The 20,026-nt window shown below is 43.9% G+C and carries 20 protein-coding genes and 1 pseudogene; 9 read left to right on the top strand and 12 right to left on the bottom strand.

Features of this window, described 5'->3' with window-relative positions; all coding sequences use genetic code 11:
- Positions 1–31: 31 nt before the first annotated feature.
- The 3 genes from HRQ85_RS03900 to pepT form a co-directional block, all read right to left on the bottom strand.
- A complete protein-coding gene (locus tag HRQ85_RS03900; protein ID WP_019825095.1) occupies positions 32–874 on the bottom strand; it encodes a mechanosensitive ion channel family protein in 843 nt (280 codons plus the stop codon).
- Positions 875–1,009: 135 nt separating this feature from the next.
- Positions 1,010–1,477: a DM13 domain-containing protein gene (locus HRQ85_RS03895; protein ID WP_172378759.1), complete on the bottom strand. Its 468-nt coding sequence runs from the start codon at positions 1,475–1,477 to the stop codon at positions 1,010–1,012.
- A 76-nt stretch (positions 1,478–1,553) separates the two neighbouring features.
- Entirely contained in the window at positions 1,554–2,786 is a 1,233-nt protein-coding gene (gene pepT / locus HRQ85_RS03890) for a peptidase T (protein WP_172378758.1), read from the bottom strand.
- Positions 2,787–3,134: 348 nt separating this feature from the next.
- Between pepT and HRQ85_RS03885 the strand changes: the two genes are divergently transcribed.
- The 3 genes from HRQ85_RS03885 to HRQ85_RS03875 all read left to right on the top strand — a co-directional run bounded on the left by HRQ85_RS03885 (position 3,135) and on the right by HRQ85_RS03875 (position 5,614).
- Positions 3,135–3,281 carry a hypothetical protein gene (locus HRQ85_RS03885; protein ID WP_172378757.1) on the top strand — a complete coding sequence of 49 codons (147 nt, stop codon included), beginning with the start codon at positions 3,135–3,137 and terminating at the stop codon, positions 3,279–3,281.
- Between the two features lie 371 nt (positions 3,282–3,652).
- Positions 3,653–4,705 carry an aldo/keto reductase gene (locus tag HRQ85_RS03880; RefSeq protein ID WP_172378756.1) on the top strand — a complete coding sequence of 351 codons (1,053 nt, stop codon included), beginning with the start codon at positions 3,653–3,655 and terminating at the stop codon, positions 4,703–4,705.
- 174 nt (positions 4,706–4,879) lie between these two features.
- Complete coding sequence (locus HRQ85_RS03875) at positions 4,880–5,614, top strand: RNA methyltransferase (protein WP_017067486.1); 735 nt, start codon at positions 4,880–4,882, stop codon at positions 5,612–5,614.
- A gap of 96 nt (positions 5,615–5,710) precedes the next feature.
- Here the strand turns inward: HRQ85_RS03875 and fdxA are convergent, their stop codons facing one another.
- Positions 5,711–6,034: a ferredoxin FdxA gene (gene fdxA, locus HRQ85_RS03870; protein WP_010431058.1), complete on the bottom strand. Its 324-nt coding sequence runs from the start codon at positions 6,032–6,034 to the stop codon at positions 5,711–5,713.
- Positions 6,035–6,289: 255 nt separating this feature from the next.
- Here fdxA and HRQ85_RS03865 point away from each other — a divergent pair, with 255 nt between their 5' ends.
- Positions 6,290–7,921, top strand: a complete 1,632-nt coding sequence (locus HRQ85_RS03865) for an NAD(P)/FAD-dependent oxidoreductase (RefSeq protein WP_048606003.1) — start codon at positions 6,290–6,292, stop codon at positions 7,919–7,921.
- A gap of 81 nt (positions 7,922–8,002) precedes the next feature.
- Here HRQ85_RS03865 and bluB read toward each other — a convergent pair whose 3' ends face one another.
- Positions 8,003–8,671, bottom strand: coding sequence for a 5,6-dimethylbenzimidazole synthase (gene bluB, locus HRQ85_RS03860; protein ID WP_172378755.1), 669 nt, complete (start codon positions 8,669–8,671; stop codon positions 8,003–8,005).
- A gap of 167 nt (positions 8,672–8,838) precedes the next feature.
- On the opposite strand from bluB, the gene HRQ85_RS03855 reads away from it, so the two are divergent.
- From HRQ85_RS03855 to HRQ85_RS03845, 3 genes are all read left to right on the top strand, one after another.
- Positions 8,839–10,035 carry a DEAD/DEAH box helicase gene (locus HRQ85_RS03855; protein WP_172378754.1) on the top strand — a complete coding sequence of 399 codons (1,197 nt, stop codon included), beginning with the start codon at positions 8,839–8,841 and terminating at the stop codon, positions 10,033–10,035.
- 133 nt (positions 10,036–10,168) lie between these two features.
- Positions 10,169–10,570: a PPC domain-containing DNA-binding protein gene (locus HRQ85_RS03850; protein ID WP_050632918.1), complete on the top strand. Its 402-nt coding sequence runs from the start codon at positions 10,169–10,171 to the stop codon at positions 10,568–10,570.
- A gap of 70 nt (positions 10,571–10,640) precedes the next feature.
- A complete protein-coding gene (locus tag HRQ85_RS03845; protein ID WP_050632917.1) occupies positions 10,641–11,264 on the top strand; it encodes a 3'-5' exonuclease in 624 nt (207 codons plus the stop codon).
- Between the two features lie 72 nt (positions 11,265–11,336).
- Here HRQ85_RS03845 and HRQ85_RS03840 read toward each other — a convergent pair whose 3' ends face one another.
- A complete protein-coding gene (locus tag HRQ85_RS03840) occupies positions 11,337–12,173 on the bottom strand; it encodes a DUF6279 family lipoprotein (RefSeq protein WP_172378753.1) in 837 nt (278 codons plus the stop codon).
- 303 nt (positions 12,174–12,476) lie between these two features.
- Between HRQ85_RS03840 and HRQ85_RS03835 the strand changes: the two genes are divergently transcribed.
- Positions 12,477–12,650, top strand: coding sequence for a hypothetical protein (locus HRQ85_RS03835; protein WP_017064349.1), 174 nt, complete (start codon positions 12,477–12,479; stop codon positions 12,648–12,650).
- Between the two features lie 140 nt (positions 12,651–12,790).
- Here HRQ85_RS03835 and dbpA read toward each other — a convergent pair whose 3' ends face one another.
- The 4 genes and pseudogenes from dbpA to HRQ85_RS26185 all read right to left on the bottom strand — a co-directional run.
- Positions 12,791–14,170, bottom strand: coding sequence for an ATP-dependent RNA helicase DbpA (gene dbpA, locus HRQ85_RS03830; RefSeq protein ID WP_017064348.1), 1,380 nt, complete (start codon positions 14,168–14,170; stop codon positions 12,791–12,793).
- A gap of 148 nt (positions 14,171–14,318) precedes the next feature.
- Positions 14,319–15,227, bottom strand: coding sequence for an aldo/keto reductase (locus tag HRQ85_RS03825; protein ID WP_172378752.1), 909 nt, complete (start codon positions 15,225–15,227; stop codon positions 14,319–14,321).
- A 217-nt stretch (positions 15,228–15,444) separates the two neighbouring features.
- Positions 15,445–16,032 carry a hypothetical protein gene (locus HRQ85_RS03820; RefSeq protein WP_172378751.1) on the bottom strand — a complete coding sequence of 196 codons (588 nt, stop codon included), beginning with the start codon at positions 16,030–16,032 and terminating at the stop codon, positions 15,445–15,447.
- Between the two features lie 210 nt (positions 16,033–16,242).
- Positions 16,243–16,356: pseudogene (locus HRQ85_RS26185) on the bottom strand (PstS family phosphate ABC transporter substrate-binding protein); the annotation flags it as partial.
- Positions 16,357–16,453: 97 nt separating this feature from the next.
- Here HRQ85_RS26185 and HRQ85_RS03815 point away from each other — a divergent pair.
- Complete coding sequence (locus tag HRQ85_RS03815) at positions 16,454–18,301, top strand: M3 family metallopeptidase (protein WP_172378750.1); 1,848 nt, start codon at positions 16,454–16,456, stop codon at positions 18,299–18,301.
- A 91-nt stretch (positions 18,302–18,392) separates the two neighbouring features.
- Here the strand turns inward: HRQ85_RS03815 and HRQ85_RS03810 are convergent, their stop codons facing one another.
- Positions 18,393–18,704, bottom strand: a complete 312-nt coding sequence (locus tag HRQ85_RS03810) for a hypothetical protein (protein WP_050646422.1) — start codon at positions 18,702–18,704, stop codon at positions 18,393–18,395.
- Positions 18,705–18,869: 165 nt separating this feature from the next.
- Positions 18,870–19,904, bottom strand: coding sequence for a porin (locus tag HRQ85_RS03805; protein WP_172378749.1), 1,035 nt, complete (start codon positions 19,902–19,904; stop codon positions 18,870–18,872).
- Between the last annotated feature and the right edge of the window lie 122 nt (positions 19,905–20,026).

Here is a 20,026-nt window from a genome sequence, read left to right as displayed (position 1 = left end):
ATAGCTTGGTCACTGTAAACGGATGAGCAAACTAAGCGCTTGTTGGGAATGCTTCCGCGTACGCTTCCATAAAGTCTTTACGAATATCTTGCTCTAAATGAATCGCTTTTTCGGTCGGACAGAAGATCATAAAGTGCACTTCTTGCTCACCTGTCGAACTGCTTGTGATATGGATGTGAGGCTCAGAACCCGGAAGGTCAACACCGGCGTGCTTTTCAATCACACCGTTGTAACGGCGGGCAACATCGATAAACTCTTCACAGTGCTCTTCAATTTTCACAATAAGACCCGGCAGCATAGGGTATAGGTTTACAAAGTCTTTCACCGTCACGAAAAAGTTATGATAAACATAACGCTTCATGAAGTTGAGGTTCTTAACCGGGTAAGTGAAGAACATGCTATTAGGCAGCGTGGCTGTCTTGCCAGTGAAATGATATTGCCCATGATACAAATCGATTTCTTGAATCACAGTCGCCATCAAATTGTGTTCAATCACCTCACCGCTGATTTTACCCACTTCGATCCAGTCGCCGATTCTAAATGAACGAGAACTCGCACGTTGAATAGAACCGGTGAAACACAAAATGATCTCTTTAGATGCGACGACTATAGCAACAGCAATGGCCGTTACTGACAGCGCAAACTCGCTGATTTCGGATTTCCACAACACAAATAACGTTACAACAATAATCGCGAATGTGCCGTTTTTGGTTCGTGACATCCAGTTACGTTGGTCTTCGCTAAGGAAAGCAACATCACCTCTTATTTGAGATAAGGTGATTCGGCGAATGATTAATATAATAGTGATAATCAACGCACTAAAAATAAACTTATGAGCGAGTAGAAAATCAATTACTTGCCACAACTTTTCCATTACTTATTCCTTTAGCTTTATAACGACGAGCTTTACAACAATTAGCATTTTCACGATTAGCGGAGACTTCGCTATGAAAAAGCGCTCAATTGTTGAGCGCTCGATTTCATTCTGGTATTAGCCAAGCTAAGGCTATCATTTTATCTTGGCAGAAGTAATAAATTGACCAAAAGTTTCACACCAAATCACAACCGTATTAAACCGATTAAGATCAGTACCTTCGGGAAGCTCAACCATAAAGCGGTCGAATGTTTTTACATCTCCGACTCTCAGCAACTCATTCTTGCTGTCATTGAAAGCTTGCTCGGTTTCAATGAACTTAGGTGAAAGGTAAACCTTGTAATCAGGTCCCGGCGACAATTCACCTTCAAAAGCGATCGCACTTTCAGACACTGAAATGATGCCTTCTCCCCAGTGCAAGAAGTCACTGTCTTGTCGATCTTTAGTGAACTCACCCGTGTAGATAGCCTGCTCACTGATCGCTTCAACAGAACTTGAAGAAGGAGAATCTGGCTCAATCAAGATAGGTAATGCGTAGACACCCAGCCCAAAACCAAAAGCACCCACGGCTAAGTGGGTGCAAAGTAAAACTAACTTTTTCATCGCGTACTCCCTTATGCTTAAAGAGAGTATTATTGAATACTCTCAAAAATACAAAGAGATATAACGCTCTGATGTTCTATTTTTGGTAATGCGTCGCTGTACGTTGAGACAATTCAACAATCACTTTTACCGCTTGCTCCATGCCTTGAATGGTAATGAACTCATGAATACCGTGGAAGTTGTAGCCACCAGTAAAGATATTCGGACATGGTAGCCCCATGAAAGATAAACGAGCACCGTCTGTACCACCTCGGATAGGCTTGATCATTGGCTCAACATCGCACTCAATCATCGCTTGCTTCGCTAATTCAATAATATGTTGATGCGGTTCAACCATCTCTTTCATGTTGAAGTAGCTATCGGTTAGCACCAGCTCAACACGGCCTTTCTCAAGACGTTCATTCAGCTCATCGACTTTCTGTTGCATGAATGCCTTCCGCGCTTCTACACCCTCACGTTCAAAATCACGGATGATGTATCCCAGTTCAGAGCGAGCCACACCCATTTCCGCCGATTTCAGGTGGTAGAAGCCTTCATAACCTTCTGTGCACTCAGGTGTTTCTTGCGCAGGCATCATCAATTGGAATTGCGCGGCAATGTTCATCGAGTTCACCATTTTACCTTTTGCGGTACCCGGGTGAACGTTCACGCCATGACAGATAACATCAGCGCTCGTGGCATTGAAGTTCTCAAATTCCAACTCCCCAACTGGGCCACCATCGATAGTGTACGCCCACTCGGCGCCAAACTTTTCAACGTCAAACAGGTTCGCACCGCGGCCAATCTCTTCATCCGGCGTGAAACCAATGCAGATGTCACCGTGTTTGATGTCTGGATTCGCTTTTAGGTAAGCAATTACACTGATTATTTCAGCGATGCCTGCTTTGTTGTCGGCACCAAGTAAAGTCGTACCGTCAGTCGTAATCAGGTCGTGACCATGTAAAGAATCAAGATCTGGGTACTGGCTTGGGTTTAAGCTCTCGCCACTGTCACCTAATTCAATCGTTCCACCTCGGTAATCTTTAATCACTTGTGGTTTCACGTTGGCACCTGATGCGTCAGGAGCGGTATCCATGTGAGCCACAAAGCCAATCGCAGGCACTGGATAATCGACATTCGACGGCAGTTTCGCCATCAAGTATCCATTATCATCTAAAGACACATCAACTAAGTCTAATGCCACCAATTCTAACTTTAAGGCTTCAGCAAAGGTAATTTGACCCGGTGAACTTGGGCATTGCTGATTAGAAGGATCGGATTTGGTATCAAAAGTAACGTAATTCAGAAAACGTTCTACAAGCTTTTCCATAATTCATCTCACCATGGATTAAGTAATTGATTTACTGACTTAATTATTATGTCGATAAGTGATACATCGTTAAATAAATACGAGCACAGAGTCAGTAGCGAGGGTTTTCATCTTACGCCCCTGACCATGTATGTAATTGCTCTAAATCATTATTGTGCGAAATTAGATGCGCTTCCTATACTTGAAAACAGAGGGTTTCGTCAGTTCAACATTGCATACGGATGATAAGAGATCGCTTTGTACGCATTCTACGCCCTTCGCTCTCAGCCTAACAAAAGTACAAAGTGGATGATGATCACAATTTATCCTTGATGCAGAATCTGTCATACGTTACACGGAGACACAGTTATGACGATTAATAAATATTTCATTTTCTCTCCTCAAGCCTCTGAGGAAACGCTTCAACCAGTACTAACTGAGAAAGAAGTTCAAAGGCAGGAAGCTCTAAGACAGGCGCAAACCCAGGGTGGGTTAGACACAAACGCGACCTCGTAACTCAATGAATACCTAGCACTATCAAGACCCCTATAAAAAAGCTCTACGCTCTATCCTGTAGAGCTTTTTTTCTTTTTGATCTGTTCTCCTATCCCCCACTCCCAAAAAACTGAACATTAAACCTTCACTCATTGCTTGTTGTTCTTCACTTCTCGCTCACCGTTTGTCTCATAGTCTCTCGCGAATGTATTTTCACGCATTGCACACGCTAGCTTGCAGCGCTGAGAAATGACTCACTAAACTCCCCGATGCCATACCTTATCGTGTCATTTTATGCTAATAATTCATATTCGTTTTCATTCCTCACTCGCCCTCTTTTCAAAACTATAATGCGAGCACCAGAGAACCTAACCACAGGAACCCCGAATTCAATGGAATATTCAAAGCTAGGAAGTAGTCAAATTCCCGTTTCCCGTATCTGTCTTGGCAGCATGACTTGGGGGCTACAAAATACGCAACAACAAGCAGACCAACAGATCGAATACGCATTAAGCCAAGGTATTAACTTTATCGATACCGCAGAGATGTACTCGGTTCCACCTTCTCCAGATACCTACGGCAAAACAGAAGCAATCATTGGTAACTGGTTATCGCGTAACCCACAGCGTCGCCAAGAGTTGATCATCGCGAGCAAAATTGCCGGACCTGGACTTCCTTGGGTTCGAGATGGTGGACCGATAACCGGTGAAGCTGTGATCGCAGCCGTCGACGCATCATTAAAACGCCTACAAACAGACTATATCGACCTTTACCAACTTCATTGGCCAAATCGCACAACGCCTCACTTTGGTAAGCATTTTCCGAATCACATTCGATTCAGTGATATTGACCGAAAGCAACATGAAGCTGAGATGTTGGAAATCCTACAAGCACTGGCAACCTGCATTAAGGCGGGTAAAATTCGCCATGTCGGGCTTTCAGATGATTCTACTTGGGGCATTAACACATACCTCAAGCTGAGCGAGAAACACGATTTGCCACGTATGGTTTCGATTCAGAATGAATTTAGCTTGCTGCACGCAAAAGACTGGCCATATCTGATTGAGAACTGTGTGCATGAAGATGTCGCTTACCTGCCATGGTCACCTTTAGCTGCAGGCATGTTGAGTGGAAAGTACATTGATGGCGCAAGACCGGAAGGCAGCCGTTGGACTTACATGCAACGTAAAGGCATTTTCCGTGACACTGAATCTGCCAACGAAGCGGTTAAAGGCTATGTTGAAGTCGCGAATGCTCACGGTTTCACTCCAAGCCAACTGGCATTAGCTTGGTGTAATCAAGTTGATGGGGTGACGTCCACCATCATTGGTGCAACCACCATGGAGCAGCTAAAAGAGAACGTAGCCGCTTTCAGTAAACCGTTATCAGAAGAGATCCTGACTGATATCAACACAGTATTTAAACGCTACCCGGCTCCGTATTAGGCTGTCAGTTCAGCTTAACTTAGGTAAGTAATCCCATAAGAGCGCGCTATTTAGTGCGCTTTTCTTTTTTAAGTGAGTTGCTTTTGCTTTTTATGTAGATCGCATTGAGTCATCACGCTTTTGGTTCGCCAACCTTTGCTCTATAATGCGCGGGCTTATATCTAGGATAAAAACATGATTTCAAAAAACCAATTAAAACTCCTTCGTGCTTTGGGCCAAAAGAAACAACGTAAAGCCCACGGCCTGTTTCTAGTTCAAGGTGAAAAGAACGTTCTTGAGCTGTTCAATAGTGACTTAGTCGTGAAGAACGTCTTTGCTACCGCTGATTTCTTATCTGAAAATCATGCTTCACTGATTGAGTTTGATTGTGTTGAAGCCTCACTGGATGATCTAACCAAAGCGAGCACTTTGGTAAGCAACAACGCCGCGATTGCAGTTGTTGAGATCCCAACGTTTGAATTACCAGAAGCAACTGGGTTGATGATTGCACTTGATGGCGTTTCAGACCCTGGCAACCTAGGTACGATTATTCGCGTAGCGGACTGGTATGGCATCAAGCATATCGTTGCGAGCAGTGATTGCGCAGACCCATACAACCCTAAAACGATCAGCGCGACTATGGGCAGTTTTGGCCGAGTTCACGTAAGCCAAACTGACTTACCCGCTTACTTAGAGCAAGCGAACCTGCCTGTTTACGGTGCTTTCTTAGAAGGCGAAAGTGTTCATAAGACTGAGTTTACTGCTAACGGCATTTTGTTGATGGGCAGTGAGTCTCACGGCATCCGTGAACACGCGGCTAAATACGTGACGGATAAGATTACGATTCCAGCATTCGGTGGCGCAGAGTCATTAAATGTGGCGATGGCGACAGGTATCATCCTCGACAACATGCGTCGTCAGCATAGCTAGACCTCTAAGCTAACTAGCCAATCGACAGTGTTCAGATATTAAAAAAGGCGTATTGATTAAATCAGTACGCCTTTTTATTTGAGTTCTTTTCAACAATTACTTTTCTAACATTGCCAATTTATCAGCGACACCATTCCACTTTTCAGCGTCATCCATTGGTGCTTTTACTTCCGTTTGCACAGGCCAAATCTCAGCAAGCTCTGCGTTCACTTCGATAAAGATCTTTTGATCTTCTGGCAGCTCATCTTCTTGGAAGATCGCTTGAGCATCACATTCAGGTACACACAAGCCACAATCAATACATTCGATTGGGTTGATTACCATGAAATTTGGGCCTTCATGGAACGCATCTGCGGGGCACACTGCCACACAGTCTGTGTATTTACATTGAATACAATTATCGCCTACGACAAATGCCATGATGCTCTGCTCTATAAGTTAGTCAAAATTGAAGAATGGGGATAATACTCATCCCAAAGCAAAATTCAACATCATACGGCTCTAATATCGTGTCTATTTGCTCCATGTTTCCAAATTAGTATGACAGATAAATCAATTTCTCGTAAAATGCGCGCCATTGTGAGCTTATCGCTTCTTTGAGCATCAGCGTTTTCATCAAACTCTGTATTAAGAATACGATCTAGCTAAGACACCTATAAAAAACGAGACATCGAAATGATACGTTTAACCGAAATTAAACTCCCACTAGACCATGAAGAGTCTGCGATTCAAGACGCTATTGAAGCGAAACTTGGTATTAACTCTGATCAGGTACTCTCTTTTAATATCTTTAAACGTGGCTACGATGCTCGTAAGAAATCAAAGATCTTACTTATCTACACGCTTGACGTTCTCGTTGAAAACGAAGCTGAGTTGTTAGAACAATTCATTAGCGACCCGCACGTAAAAGTGACTCCTGATATGGAGTACAAGTTTGTTGCTAAAGCGGTTGAGAACCAAACTGAGCGCCCTGTGGTTATCGGTTTTGGCCCATGTGGTCTATTCGCTGGCCTAGTGCTTGCTCAAATGGGTTTCAACCCAATCATCGTTGAGCGTGGTAAAGAAGTTCGTGAGCGTACGAAAGATACCTTTGGTTTCTGGCGTAAGCGTACGCTGAACACTGAATCAAACGTGCAGTTTGGTGAAGGCGGCGCAGGTACATTCTCGGACGGTAAGCTATACAGCCAAGTTAAAGATCCAAAACACTACGGCCGTAAAGTAATTGAAGAGTTCGTTGCAGCGGGTGCACCAGAAGAAATTCTATACGTAAGTAAGCCACACATCGGTACCTTTAAACTGGTTACCATGATTGAAAAGATGCGCGCTTCTATCATTGAACTCGGCGGCGAAATCCGTTTCAGCACTCGTGTTGATGACGTTCATATGGAAGATGGCCAAATCACAGGCCTAACGCTTTCTAACGGTGAAGAAATCAAATCTCGTCACGTGGTATTGGCTGTTGGCCACAGTGCTCGTGACACGTTTGAAATGCTGTACGATCGTGGCGTTTACATGGAAGCGAAGCCTTTCTCTGTTGGTTTCCGTATCGAACACAAGCAATCAATGATCGATGAAGCTCGTTTCGGTAAGAACGCAGGCAACCCAATCCTAGGTGCTGCGGACTACAAACTGGTTCACCACTGTAAGAATGGCCGCACTGTATACAGCTTCTGTATGTGCCCAGGCGGTACTGTAGTAGCGGCAACGTCTGAAGAAGGCCGCGTAGTAACGAACGGCATGAGCCAATACTCTCGTGCAGAGCGTAACGCAAACAGCGCAATCGTTGTAGGTATCGACCCAGAACGTGATTACCCAGGTGATGCATTGGCTGGTATTCGTTTACAGCGTGAACTAGAAAGCGGCGCTTATGTTCTTGGTGGTGAAAACTACGATGCACCAGCTCAGAAAATCGGTGACTTCTTGAAAGGTCGCGACCCAAGTGCAATCGGCGAAGTACAACCGTCGTTCACGCCAGGTATCCACCTGACTGATATTTCAAAAGCGCTGCCTGATTTCGCTATCGAAGCGATTCGTGAAGCAATCCCAGCGTTCGAGAAGAAGATCAAAGGTTTCTCTACGCCAGACGGCCTACTAACCGGTGTTGAAACTCGTACGTCTTCTCCTGTATGCATCAAACGTGGCAAAGACTTCCAAAGCATCAACCTTAAGGGCTTCTTCCCCGCTGGTGAAGGTGCAGGCTACGCAGGCGGTATCCTGTCTGCTGGTATCGATGGCATTAAGGCTGCAGAAGCGCTAGCACTATCAATGGTAGAGCAGAACCAAGCTGAGAAGATTGAGATCGCTTAAGATCTCAGTTTAAAGCAGGTATCAAAAAGGGCTCAATGAGCCCTTTTTTAGATCTTAGTATCAGTCTTCCTAGCGTAGCTGTTACTTTTCATCAGTCTCTAACTGCCTAGGATTCCACTTACCTTCATGAATCGCTGAATTGACGTCTCTTCTTGGTAGCCAACCCATGGTTTCAAGTTCTGGTTTATCTTTGAAGTGATCAACGTAGCCAATACACAGATACGCCACAATATCGATGTTTTCCGGGATATCGAGGGCGTCTCGCAGTACTGAATCGTGAAGAATGCTCACCCAACCTAACCCAAGGTTTTCAGCTCTTGCTGCGAGCCATAAGTTTTGAACCGCACACACGGTGCTGTACAGATCCATCTCTTGTTTGATGGTTCTGCCTAAAACTACTTTTCCGGTTCGGTTTCGGTCGCAAGTCACACAGATTCCGATAGGCGATTCAACAATACCTTCAAGCTTTAATCGCTTATACATCGCCTGCTTTTCATCGGTGAACATTTCCGCTGATTCGGCATGCGCTTGATTAAAACCCGCTTTGATCTGTTGCTTGGTTTCGATATCACGGACAACGACAAAATCCCAAGGCTGCATAAAGCCAACACTGGGAGCATGGTGCGCTGCGGTTAGCACACGCATCAACACATCTTCAGGGATCTCTTCTGGTAGAAACTGCCCACGAACATCTCGGCGAGAAAAAATCGTTTTATATACTGCATCGCGTTCATTCGGCGTAATTTCCATACATCCCTGTCTTATCGTCGTCTTATTGAGTCAGTATTATCCAACTAAAGTGTCTATGTTACTAGCGGTACACAAGCAACATGGTAGAATGCCGCCATTAATCTTATCCTTGTATAAGATTGTTGAACCTTTCCATCGCTATTTAGCCAAATCATACCGAGAAACTTATGCCATTTTCCAAGCTTGGATTAAGCTCACCTATTGTTAAAGCCGTTGCAAAACAAGGCTATGAAAAGCCAACCTCTATTCAAGAAAAAGCAATTCCGATTGTACTTTCTGGTAAGAACCTTATTGCGGCAGCACAAACAGGTACAGGTAAAACTGCGAGCTTTGTTCTCCCTATCTTAGAAATGCTAAGCAAAGGTGAAACGCAGCGTAAAAAACGTATCCGCGCAGTTATCCTGACGCCAACGCGTGAGCTGGCAGTTCAGGTTGAACAGAACATCACTAAGTACGCGAAGTTCCTAAACCTAACATCACTAGCGATGTACGGTGGCGTGTCTTACCAACACCAGAAAGATCGTCTTATTGAAGGCGTCGATATTCTTGTGGCAACACCAGGTCGTTTGATCGACATGTACGGACAACGTGCCGTTCACTTTGATGAAGTGGAAGTACTGGTTCTAGATGAAGCTGACCGCATGCTAGACATGGGTTTCATTGAAGACATCAACAAGATCATCGCACGTCTACCACAAGACATCCAAAACCTGCTGTTCTCAGCAACGCTTTCAACGCCAGTACGCGCGCTAGCGAAAAGTGCTATCAGCGAAGCAGAAGAGATTTCGATTGCCAAGACTGATGCGTCTAAACCGAACATTGAGCAATGGTTAGTGACCGTAGATAAAGACCGTAAGTCAGCACTACTGAGCCACATGATTACCGAAGGTAACTGGGACCAAGCGCTTATCTTTATCGAAACCAAGCACGGTGCGGCTAAGTTGGTTGCTCAACTTGAGAAACGTGGTATTCAAGCGGAAGCTTTCCACAGTGGACGTAGCCAAGCAATTCGTGAAAAGATTCTGGCTGACTTTAAGAAAGGTCGCCTAAAATACTTAGTCGCAACGGGTGTTGCAGCTCGTGGTATCGATATCGACAACCTAAGCCGCGTAGTGAACTACGACATGCCTTTCCCAGCAGATGATTATGTTCACCGTATTGGTCGTACAGGCCGTGCTGATGCGTCTGGCGAAGCGATCTCTTTCCTATCGAAAGATAACTTCAAGAACCTGTGCATCATTGAAAAACGTCTTGGTCACTTGATTGAACGTCGCGTTGTTGAAGGTTTCGAACCACGCAAAGAAGTACCCATTTCGGTATTGAACTTCGTTCCTAAGAAGAAAAGAGAACAGCAACAAGACTAAGTAATTTCAGCGACAGAAAATGCAAAGTTGCATTAACCAAAAGAAAAGTCGCGTTAACCAAAATGAAAATAAAACGAAGCCCTATGTGGCTTCGTTTTGTTCTTTGAAATACATATAACGTTGAGGCAATAAGATGATCACTCCTATCGCAACGAGATTAACCCGCGGCCAAGACCTAAAGCTTGAGATCCAAAGGTTAGTGACCACACACAACATCTCTGCAGGCTCTATCGCATCTTGTGTCGGTTGTGTCTCTCAACTCAATATTCGTTTAGCTAATGCGAACAACACCAAGCTAATCACAGCTCCGTTCGAAATAGTCTCTGTAATGGCAACGCTAACCCCAAACCACCAGCATGTTCATATATCCGTTGCCGATGTGAATGGCAATGTAATTGGCGGTCATTTACTTGAAGGAACAATAATAGCAACCACCGCTGAATTGATTGTTCACCGCTACGATACTTTGACCTTCAACAGAGAGCATGACGATTCGACGGGTTACACTGAGCTTGTTATCGGCACTAGCAAATAACTGATTTAGCCATAGCAACACCAAACGCCCCATATAAAGCGATACTACCAAACAGCAATTAGGAAACACGATGGCTTCAAACTCCGCAGATTCCGTTATCGTTCTCGATTTCGAAACCACAGGCTTATCACCCAATATGGGCGACCGAGCGATTGAGATCGGTGCGGTAAAACTCGTTAACGGCGAAGTCGTCGACACCTTCCAACAACTCATGAATCCAGGATTTCGTGTGAGTGGCTTCATTGAAAGCTACACTGGCATTACTAACCGCATGCTGAACACCGCGGCCAGTTGCAGTGAAGTGATGGATGAGTTTGCAGACTTTATTCAAGACAGTCAGCTTGTTGCTCATAATGCATCGTTTGATAAACGCTTTCTCGACGCAGAATTAGACGATATTGGACGTGATTACAACGGACAGTTTGCATGCTCGATGTTGATTGCTCGCCGTCTCATCCAAGATGCTCCGACTCATAAACTCGGCGACCTTGTGCGTTTTAAGAATATCGACAACGACGGTACTTTCCACAGAGCGTTAGCCGATTCAGAAATGACAGCAAGGTTGTGGTTATTAATGATCGATGAGCTGCAGAGTGACCACGGTATTAAACAGCCGAGCTTCCAATTAATGCAGAAAATATCGAAGACAGCCAAAGGTTCAATTCCAAAACTACTGATGAGCAACAGGGGTTAGGTTCCGAAATTCACCTTAAACTTTGGTGAAAGGCTAGCTCGACAATAATCGCTAGCCTTTAAAAGAGACGCTTTACTCTTGCAATGACTTCAACGTTCCTTTGAGGCTTTCTAATTCATTCATAAAATACGCCCACTGCTTGTTACTGCTGGTCGCGGCGATATCTACTAAAAACTTGGCTGATGTTTCCATATTTTGGTTAAGCTGCTGCTCAAGTTCATCAGGATAATAAGCTTCATTGTTTAAAAGTAACTTCATAATAATTGGCTGAGCAATATGCAGGTCGCTCTTCTTTGCCATCAGCGTCGTTAGCTCTTCATAGATGTTGTTTTGATATTGTCGCCAGCTATTATTGGTGTTTACCCACTCTTGAGACCAAGCCACAATAATCTGTTTTTGTTCTTTCGACACCGAACCTAACCACCGTTCTGCACGCTCTTCTATTCTGCTTCGGTATCGCTCTCTCGAATCGGCATCGTTCAACGACAACCTTTCTTCATAATAGTCTTGCTGCTTTTCACGAAAGTTCTTTAAGAACTCCCTGTCTTGCTTAGGGCTAAGCTGCATACTCAAGGCGTAAACATCGGGAGCGAACTTATTGACGATTGAGCGAATATGCTCTTTCGTTTGTTCACTTTGACCCACAATAAAAGCGGGATTCATATCCGACCGATCTACGTTTTGAATCGCTTCTAATTGCGAGATATACAGAGGTAGCTGAGTTTCTTTATGCCATTTCTGTAATATATCTAATCGCTCTTCAAGCTCGGACTCTTGGCTATTTGAGAGGGAGACAAAATCTTCTATATAGCTAACAACAAACCAACCTATATTGTTATAGGCGAACTTGGTCCCGCACCCAGTAAATAGAAAACAGATCACTAAAACTAACCACCGGCACTTTCTCATTCTACCCTCTCACGACATTCAACAAAGCCACAAACCGATTAACTCATCTCTTTAAGGTTAGCCTAGTTCTTATAACGCTAATTCCAGCTCTTATAAAAGTAGCCTTAATAAACAGTGATCGTAAAAACTTTGAGATAAATTGAGAGCCAAACTTGCTAATCTAGCTATTTAGGCAAATGATTAAACTAAAAATAATTAATGGCAGTGATGTAACTTGATTTTATTACTCATTTGACGTGATACGAGCCCTATAAATGAGTTGGGTTGACGTATTTAAAATGATTGATATTTGGGAGGGAAGCTATGGCCGCTATTCCTGATCATCCAAGCGATTTAGAATATGAGCTTTGTTATTTTGACGATGGTTCAATAACCACAATCACGATATTGGTTCACAATCGACAGGAAGCGATGACTTGGTATCTTAGCGAAGGAAAACATATCAACGACCTTTATTCGATAAGACCCGATGAATAATGCTTTGGTATAGAGGACTAGGTCGATAAACCTAAGAGAAGAAACTTGAGTGGCATTTTGTGGAACACCCTTTACTGCAATGCCATTAATTAGCAATGTCGTTAATTAGACATATCGCAGCAAAGGGATTCAGTCTCGAATTACTTCAGGATTCGGGCGCGGAATTGACGACCCTTCATTTTACCTGATTCGATTTTGTTCAGTGCTTTCTTAGCCACAGATCTTTCTACCGCTACGTAAGCACGCATTGCGAACAGATTGATCTTACCTACTGATTTACCATCAATGCCGCCTTGGCCCGTCAGTGCACCAAGAATATCACCAGCACGAAGCTTAGCTTTCTTACCGCCATCAATCTGAATGGTAACCATGTTTGAGTAGTACGGCTTAGCAATTGGTTTTGCTGGCAGTTCAGATGGCTCGATTGGCATGTCCATGTACTCATCGATTTGAGCAACACGGTACATCTCTTTTTCGCTAAAGAAGCTAATCGCTACGCCTTTGCTTCCTGCACGGCCAGTACGACCAATGCGGTGAACGTGAACTTCAGGGTCGCGAGACAATTCAAAGTTGAACACAGCATCTAGGTTATCAACATCAAGACCACGAGCCGCAACGTCTGTCGCCACTAAAATCGAGATGGTTTTGTTTGAGAACTGAACCAAAGCTTGGTCACGTTCACGTTGCTCCATGTCGCCATGAAGTTCGATAACACTGAAACCACGGTGGCTTAGCTCATCGTTTACGTTCTGCACTTCTTTCTTCGTGTTACAGAACACAACCGCAGATTCTGGTTGGTGATGAAGTAACAGCAACTCTAGAGCGTCATCACGAGCTTCAGAACCTTCTAACTTGTAGAAGTGTTGTTGGATGCTTGAGTGATCGTGTGTTGATTCAACCTTCACCATTTCTGGGTTACGCATGATGCGGTCTGCAACAGATTTGATCTGTTTAGGGAAAGTAGCACTGAATAGCAGAGTTTGGCGTTCTTTTGGCGCCGCTTCAATCACAGCATCCAAAGCGTCTTGGAAGCCCATTTCTAGCATGCGGTCAGCTTCATCTAACACAAGTGTGTTCAGCTCAGACAGATCAATACGACCTTTCTCTAGGTGATCCAAAATACGACCAGGTGTGCCCACAAGAATGTGTGCGCCATGCTCTAGTGAACCAATCTGTGGGCCCATTGGCATACCGCCACATAGTGTCAGCACTTTAATGTTGTGAATACCACGAGCAAGAGTACGAATCTCTTTTGCTACTTGGTCTGCAAGCTCACGAGTCGGACATAACACTAAAGACTGAACACGGAAACGCTTAACGCGTAGGTTCTGCAGCACGCCTAAACCGAAAGCAGCTGTTTTACCTGAACCCGTTTTACCCTGACCGATAACGTCCTTGCCATTTAGGATAGTAGGAAGACTTAACGCTTGGATAGGCGTCATTTCAGTATAACCAAGAGAATCTAACGTGTTTAGAAGCTCTGGTTTAAGGGCGATTGAAGAGAATTTTGAAGTGCTCAATGGAAATATCCAACTGGTGAAAAACAGAGTGCATTATGAGTGTTTTTGAAAATTATTCCACCTTAATCACATTTTTGGAGAAACATGTTAGGCGAACACAAAAAAGCCAGCTTACTTAGCTGGCTTTGACCTCTAAACGAATTGCTTTCTATGGTACACCGTGACCTTTAGATGCCACCCATACGCGATACCACTGTTCGCGCGTCAGCTCGATTTTTAGTGCATCAACCGCAGTCTTCACACGCTCAATCTTACCTGAACCAATAATCGCGAGCGGATTCGATGGTAAACGACGAACCCAAGCGTAAATCACTTGATCAATGCTGTCTGCACCCACTTCTTGACGAATCGCCTCTAGTTCATCACGAACGCGAATTGCTTGCGCTGAATCGCCACTGAAGATGCTACCACCACCGAGACAAGACCATGCCATCGGACGAATACGGTTCATCTGCAGTTGATCTAGCGTGCCATCATGAGCCACTTCAAAGTTCAATGGGTTGATTTCAACTTGGTTGGTCACTAACGGCTTACCGAGTCGAGATTGAAGCAGTTCGAACTGACGCGGTGAAAAGTTAGAAACACCGAAATGCTTAACTTTGCCTACTTTGTGTAGCTCTGCGAACGCTTCTGCTACTTCATCTGCATCCATTAACACGTCAGGGCGGTGAATCAACAATACATCGATATCGTTAACACCTAAGCGCTCTAATGAGTTATTTACTGATTGGTAAATATGCTGCGCGCTGGTGTCATAGTGATTGATCTTACGATCTGGAGTGTGGTCACCACATAGGTTGATATCGCACTTGGTGACGATTTGAATATCATCACGAAGGCTTGGTTCAAGCGCTAACGCCTCACCAAACAACTTTTCACATTGGTAGTTACCGTAAATATCCGCGTGATCAACAGTTGTGATGCCAAGATCAATATGTTGCTTCAGGAAAGTCAGGCGTTGTTGCGGGGTCATGCCCCACTCTGCTGTACGCCAGTATCCTTGCACCAACTCAGAAAGTTCTGGGCCTTGTGGCGCTATCGTTACTCTTGCAACCATGGGTTGTCTCCTTTATCAATACTGAACGTATCCTAAGCTCGTTTTACCGAAGGCTCAACGTATAACAAATGGCAAAGGTAAACGCTTATTAAAAATGTGAGAGCCGCAGAAAAACGAACACTTAAATGAATTATAACTTGCTGTCTGCCCGTGAGCCGTTCTCCTGAAAGGCTTGTTTAGCCCAAGAAATAACGAAACTATCTATAAATTTGAGCAATTAAAAACGATTAAGTTCAACCGTTAAGTTGTCACCATCACTCTGTAACTGAACCCGAGGAGAAGTAGAGCTAGAAGAAGATAAGCTAGGCACATTCCACACACTCAGTTGCTCTGCTGAACCGTGAGGCGCGTTGATAAATTCGACCAGCTGTTTATCCACCTTATCGAAACCAACACCTTCATTTCGAGCTTGTTCAAGTTGAACAGTAACATCGAATTCATCTTCACCAATACGAATTGAACTGAGAGCAAAGCCATCTTGGCGAAGGTATGCCTGAAGCTTTGTGTAACTTAGGTGCGAATATGGCAGGTTTAAGCGAACTGTTTCAACGCTTGAGTCGCCCAACTCCAGTTCAACATACACATCCAAATCGTAATATTGGGTTAAGTCACTGCACAACAGAGTACCTTCAATCTCACCACAATCCATCAAGTCGATATCGTTAATATAGTTTTGAGAATTCGGTTGACTTGGACTGCTGTTAAATACTGTTCTTAGCCACCAGCTTTCGGTTGCTTGCGCTGAAAATGAAATAGCATTGAGGGACAGCATTAGAGGCAAGATTAGAACTTGAAAGATTTTCATCGACTGGGCTTATTTAGCGCTATATGAAGCGTCCATTATACGTGACCAATCGACAAACAACCGCTCGAGTCGCAAATTTTAGGCGAAAAAAAACGGGCATACATGCCCGCTAGATAAATTCATCACCGAATAACGTAATCCGTCACGTTGAGAACCATTACGAAAGAGAGAATATCACTCTCCCACAATAGTTACAACACACCATTCCTATTACTTATAGCCACCTTCAATCGCTGGCTCTTCAAGCGACAATCTCACTTTATTACGTTGAATAGCTTCTGGCGGTAAACTGATGAAACCGTATTGGTTCAACACGCCTTGATGATGAGGTAACTTCTATGCCGTTATACTTAACATCACAAAATACATTCAATGAATATGTCATAATGTTGAAATTACTGGTTAATTTTCAAGGAATGTCATGACTGCAACGAACTATCTCAACCAATTGAATCAAAAGTATCTTGCGACTCATAAAGCGAAAGAAGACTTCTTTTGGGATACATATATGGGGATCAGTGACGACCACGATGGCTCGACACTCGCGCAGACTCAGTGGACTGAGTTTCTAAGCTCTGCCGAACAGATTGCTGCTATCGAAACGCAACTAGCTGCTATCGACAAAATTCACGATCCCCTAGAAAAAGAGAGTACGCTAACAGGCTTGAATGGTTGGTTAGCGACCTTTAGATCTCACGCTATTGAGTCTGAGCAGTCACAGAAGCTTAAAGCCGAACTCATAAAGTTTGAGGCTGAACTGTTTGAGAAGAAACAGAATCATGTGATGACTTACGTAAATGAAACGGGTGATGAAACAGAAGGGTCACTGCCCGTTTTAGGTTCAGCCGTTAGAAGTAATGGTAATGAACAAGTTAGGCATTCTGCACATCAAGCACTATTAGATTTAGAGCAATGGCTGCTGGCTAACGGCTTTATTGAGCTGATCAAAAAACGTAACCAATTTGCTCAATCACTGGGGTTTAAAACCTTCTTTGATTACTCGGTGGTAAAAACCGAACAGATGACGACAGAACAACTGTTTACTATTCTGGATGACTTCGAAGCACGCACACGCGATAGTCATCAGCAAAGTCTAGCCAATTTGGCAGAGCAGAAAGGCGAGAATGCACTTCAAGCCCATAACTTTACCTACTCTTTTGCAGGTGACGTTATGAATGATCTTGATCCTTATGTTCCGTTCTCAAAGTCACTTCGACGCTGGATTGAATCTTTTGGTCGCCTCAACATCGAATACTCTCAAGCTACATTAAAATTGGATCTGCTTGACCGCAAAGGTAAGTACCCTAATGGCTTCTGCCATGGTCCTATCCCTTCTTTCTACGATCAAGACACATGGGTAGCAGCTCAAGTTAACTTCACGAGCAATGCAAAGCCCGATCAAGTTGGCAGCGGCTATGATGGCATCAACACGCTATTTCACGAGGGTGGTCATGCAGCACACTTTGCTAACGTAAAAATGAACGCACCATGTTTCTCTCAAGAGTTTGCACCAACCTCAATGGCTTATGCCGAAACGCAATCCATGTTCTGTGACAGCTTGTTGAACGATGCCGATTGGCTCAAACAATACGCGCTTAATGCAGATGGCCAAGCAGTACCTGACGAGTTAATCAAAGCCATCATCGATAACAAACAACCCTTCAGAGCTTATCAAGAACGCAGTATTTTAGTGGTTCCATATTTCGAGCGAGCACTTTACGAATTGGCGGATGAAGATCTGACACCGGAAAAGATCACTGCTCTTGCTCGTAGCAGTGAGAAAACGATTCTTGGATTAGCTTGTAGCCCTCGCCCATTAATGGCGATCCCGCATCTGTTGTCGGATGAAGCCTCTTGCGCGTATCAAGGTTACCTGCTGGCTCATATGGCGGTGTATCAAACCCGTGCGTATTTCACTGATAAGTTTGGTTACTTAACGGATAACCCAGAGATCGGCCCTTTGTTAGCTAAGCACTATTGGCACCAAGGAAACAGCGTGAATCATAATGGGACAATCGAAAGCCTGACTGGGGAAGGTTTTAATGCCAAATACCTCGCTGACGAGTGTAACTTATCGCCAGAGGAAGCTTGGGCTATTGAGGAGCAAAAAATCAAACAACTGTCGACAAGAGAACGTGCACCAGTCGCGGATTTGAATGCGAAGATATCGATCGTTGATGGTGCAACCGAGTTAGCAAATAATGACAAATCAAATCATCAGATGTGTGATGAGTTTGAGAAATTCATTGTTGGGCAATACGGTCGATAACGGGTTCTAAGCACCTGTAACCAAGGTTGAACCAAAACTCAAAGGAAAAAAGGACGATAATTTATCGTCCTTTTAGTATTCAGCTTTGGATTTATTCCGTTACACATGTCGAGCGAGTTTCAGTATCAAACTCAACATCAACAGAATCAGCACTTCGCAATGATTTTCGATGAATGCCAAATACTTGCCCCGTCAAAACAATATAAAACTTTTCTGTTTTGAGTAGACTCCAAGCTTCATCAAGAGATTCAGCATAAACCTTATTCTTGAGATCTTGTGGGCGAGTACCTGCGACTCTTCCATGTTTACGCGCCAATTCAAATAATCCATTACGATTCGGTTTACACGTAAACAGGGTATCATTTCCATAGATAACACCCTTGGCTGTAATGCTTTTAATCATTACATTTCTCCAGATAATAATTTCACTCGTAGCACTTGAGTGACAAACCACATATCAATCTGTGGATGCTTACACTGCAAAAAGAAGAGAACATGGTGTAACGACCGGGCAAGCTATTACACCATTACCATCAAATGTCTTAGAAGTTCTTAAGAGGTCAAGTTCTTAGAAGTAGTAGTAAGCCGCTGAAAATACGTGTGTTTCTTCGTCGTATTGTGCGCTAGTTGAACCAATGCGCGCACCATCGATGTCTTGCTTGATATCGATACCCATGTCAGCGTTGTCAGCGATACGGTACATTGCCGCGATGTTGATGTAAGAAGCATCTACATCTGCTTGGCCATCAAGTTCATTGTTGCTAAACGCGTAACCTGCTGCGATTGTTAGGTCTTCAGAAACTTTGTAACCACCTGAAACGTAGTAGCCTGTGTTCTTAGCAGAATCACTCTCTTCAATCCAAGAGTTCATACCCAGTTTAAGAGCACCAACCTTCACGTTACCTGTTACTGTGTAAACTTCGTAATCAGCATCGTCATCACGAGCTTCATAACCTGCGTATAGGTTGAATACCTCTTGCTCTAAACCGATGTAACCATTAATGCCTTTATCCGCATCATTATGATCATCACCTGTTTCAAAGTAAGAAATACCGTAAGCGATACCGCTTGTCGCACCTTGGAATTTAACAACATTGAAGCCGTCAGAAGCATCACCAGCAGAAGCGCCAAACTCGTAAGTGTTGTCGCCTGCGCCATCCACTTTATCTAGCGCTGTGTCGTTTTCCCAACCGAATGAAGCAATACCATAGCCAGTATCGAAACCTAACCATGCTTTATCTACATCTGTTGCTGGACCAGTATCAATACCGTTTGTCCAACCAGCTGTTGCTGCGTCATTCGCAGATACGTTGTTGTCTGTCGTGTAGTTCACCATTAAGTCAGTTTCGAAGTAACCAACAATACGGTTGTTACGGTAGTTAACTGCAAGAGTAAGGCCTGTTGCCCAGTCATCGTAGAACGCTTTAGAGCCAGTATCGTAGTAACCACCAACACCGAAAGAGCCTGATACTGAGAATTGATCTTTGTGCATTGAATCGAATGCAAACATGTCTTCGTTTTGGCTGTTTTGGCTGCTTGTGCTTACAGCGAAAGCTGAACTTGAAATGCTCGCAATCGCAAGTGCTACTAATGTCTTTTTCATGATAACCACTACCTATATATATTGATTCGGCCTTGTTAGTCCGGCCTTTTGGAGTGGCGCTATTGTTCAAAAAAACACGTTATTGATATACCGTAAATTTACTGAAAATTTTATAGCTTTGG

Origin of the sequence: Vibrio sp. Vb339, assembly GCF_902751245.1 — a bacterium.
In the GTDB taxonomy this organism is placed as follows: domain Bacteria; phylum Pseudomonadota; class Gammaproteobacteria; order Enterobacterales; family Vibrionaceae; genus Vibrio; species Vibrio coralliirubri.
This window is presented reverse-complemented; position numbering and strand designations above follow the sequence as displayed.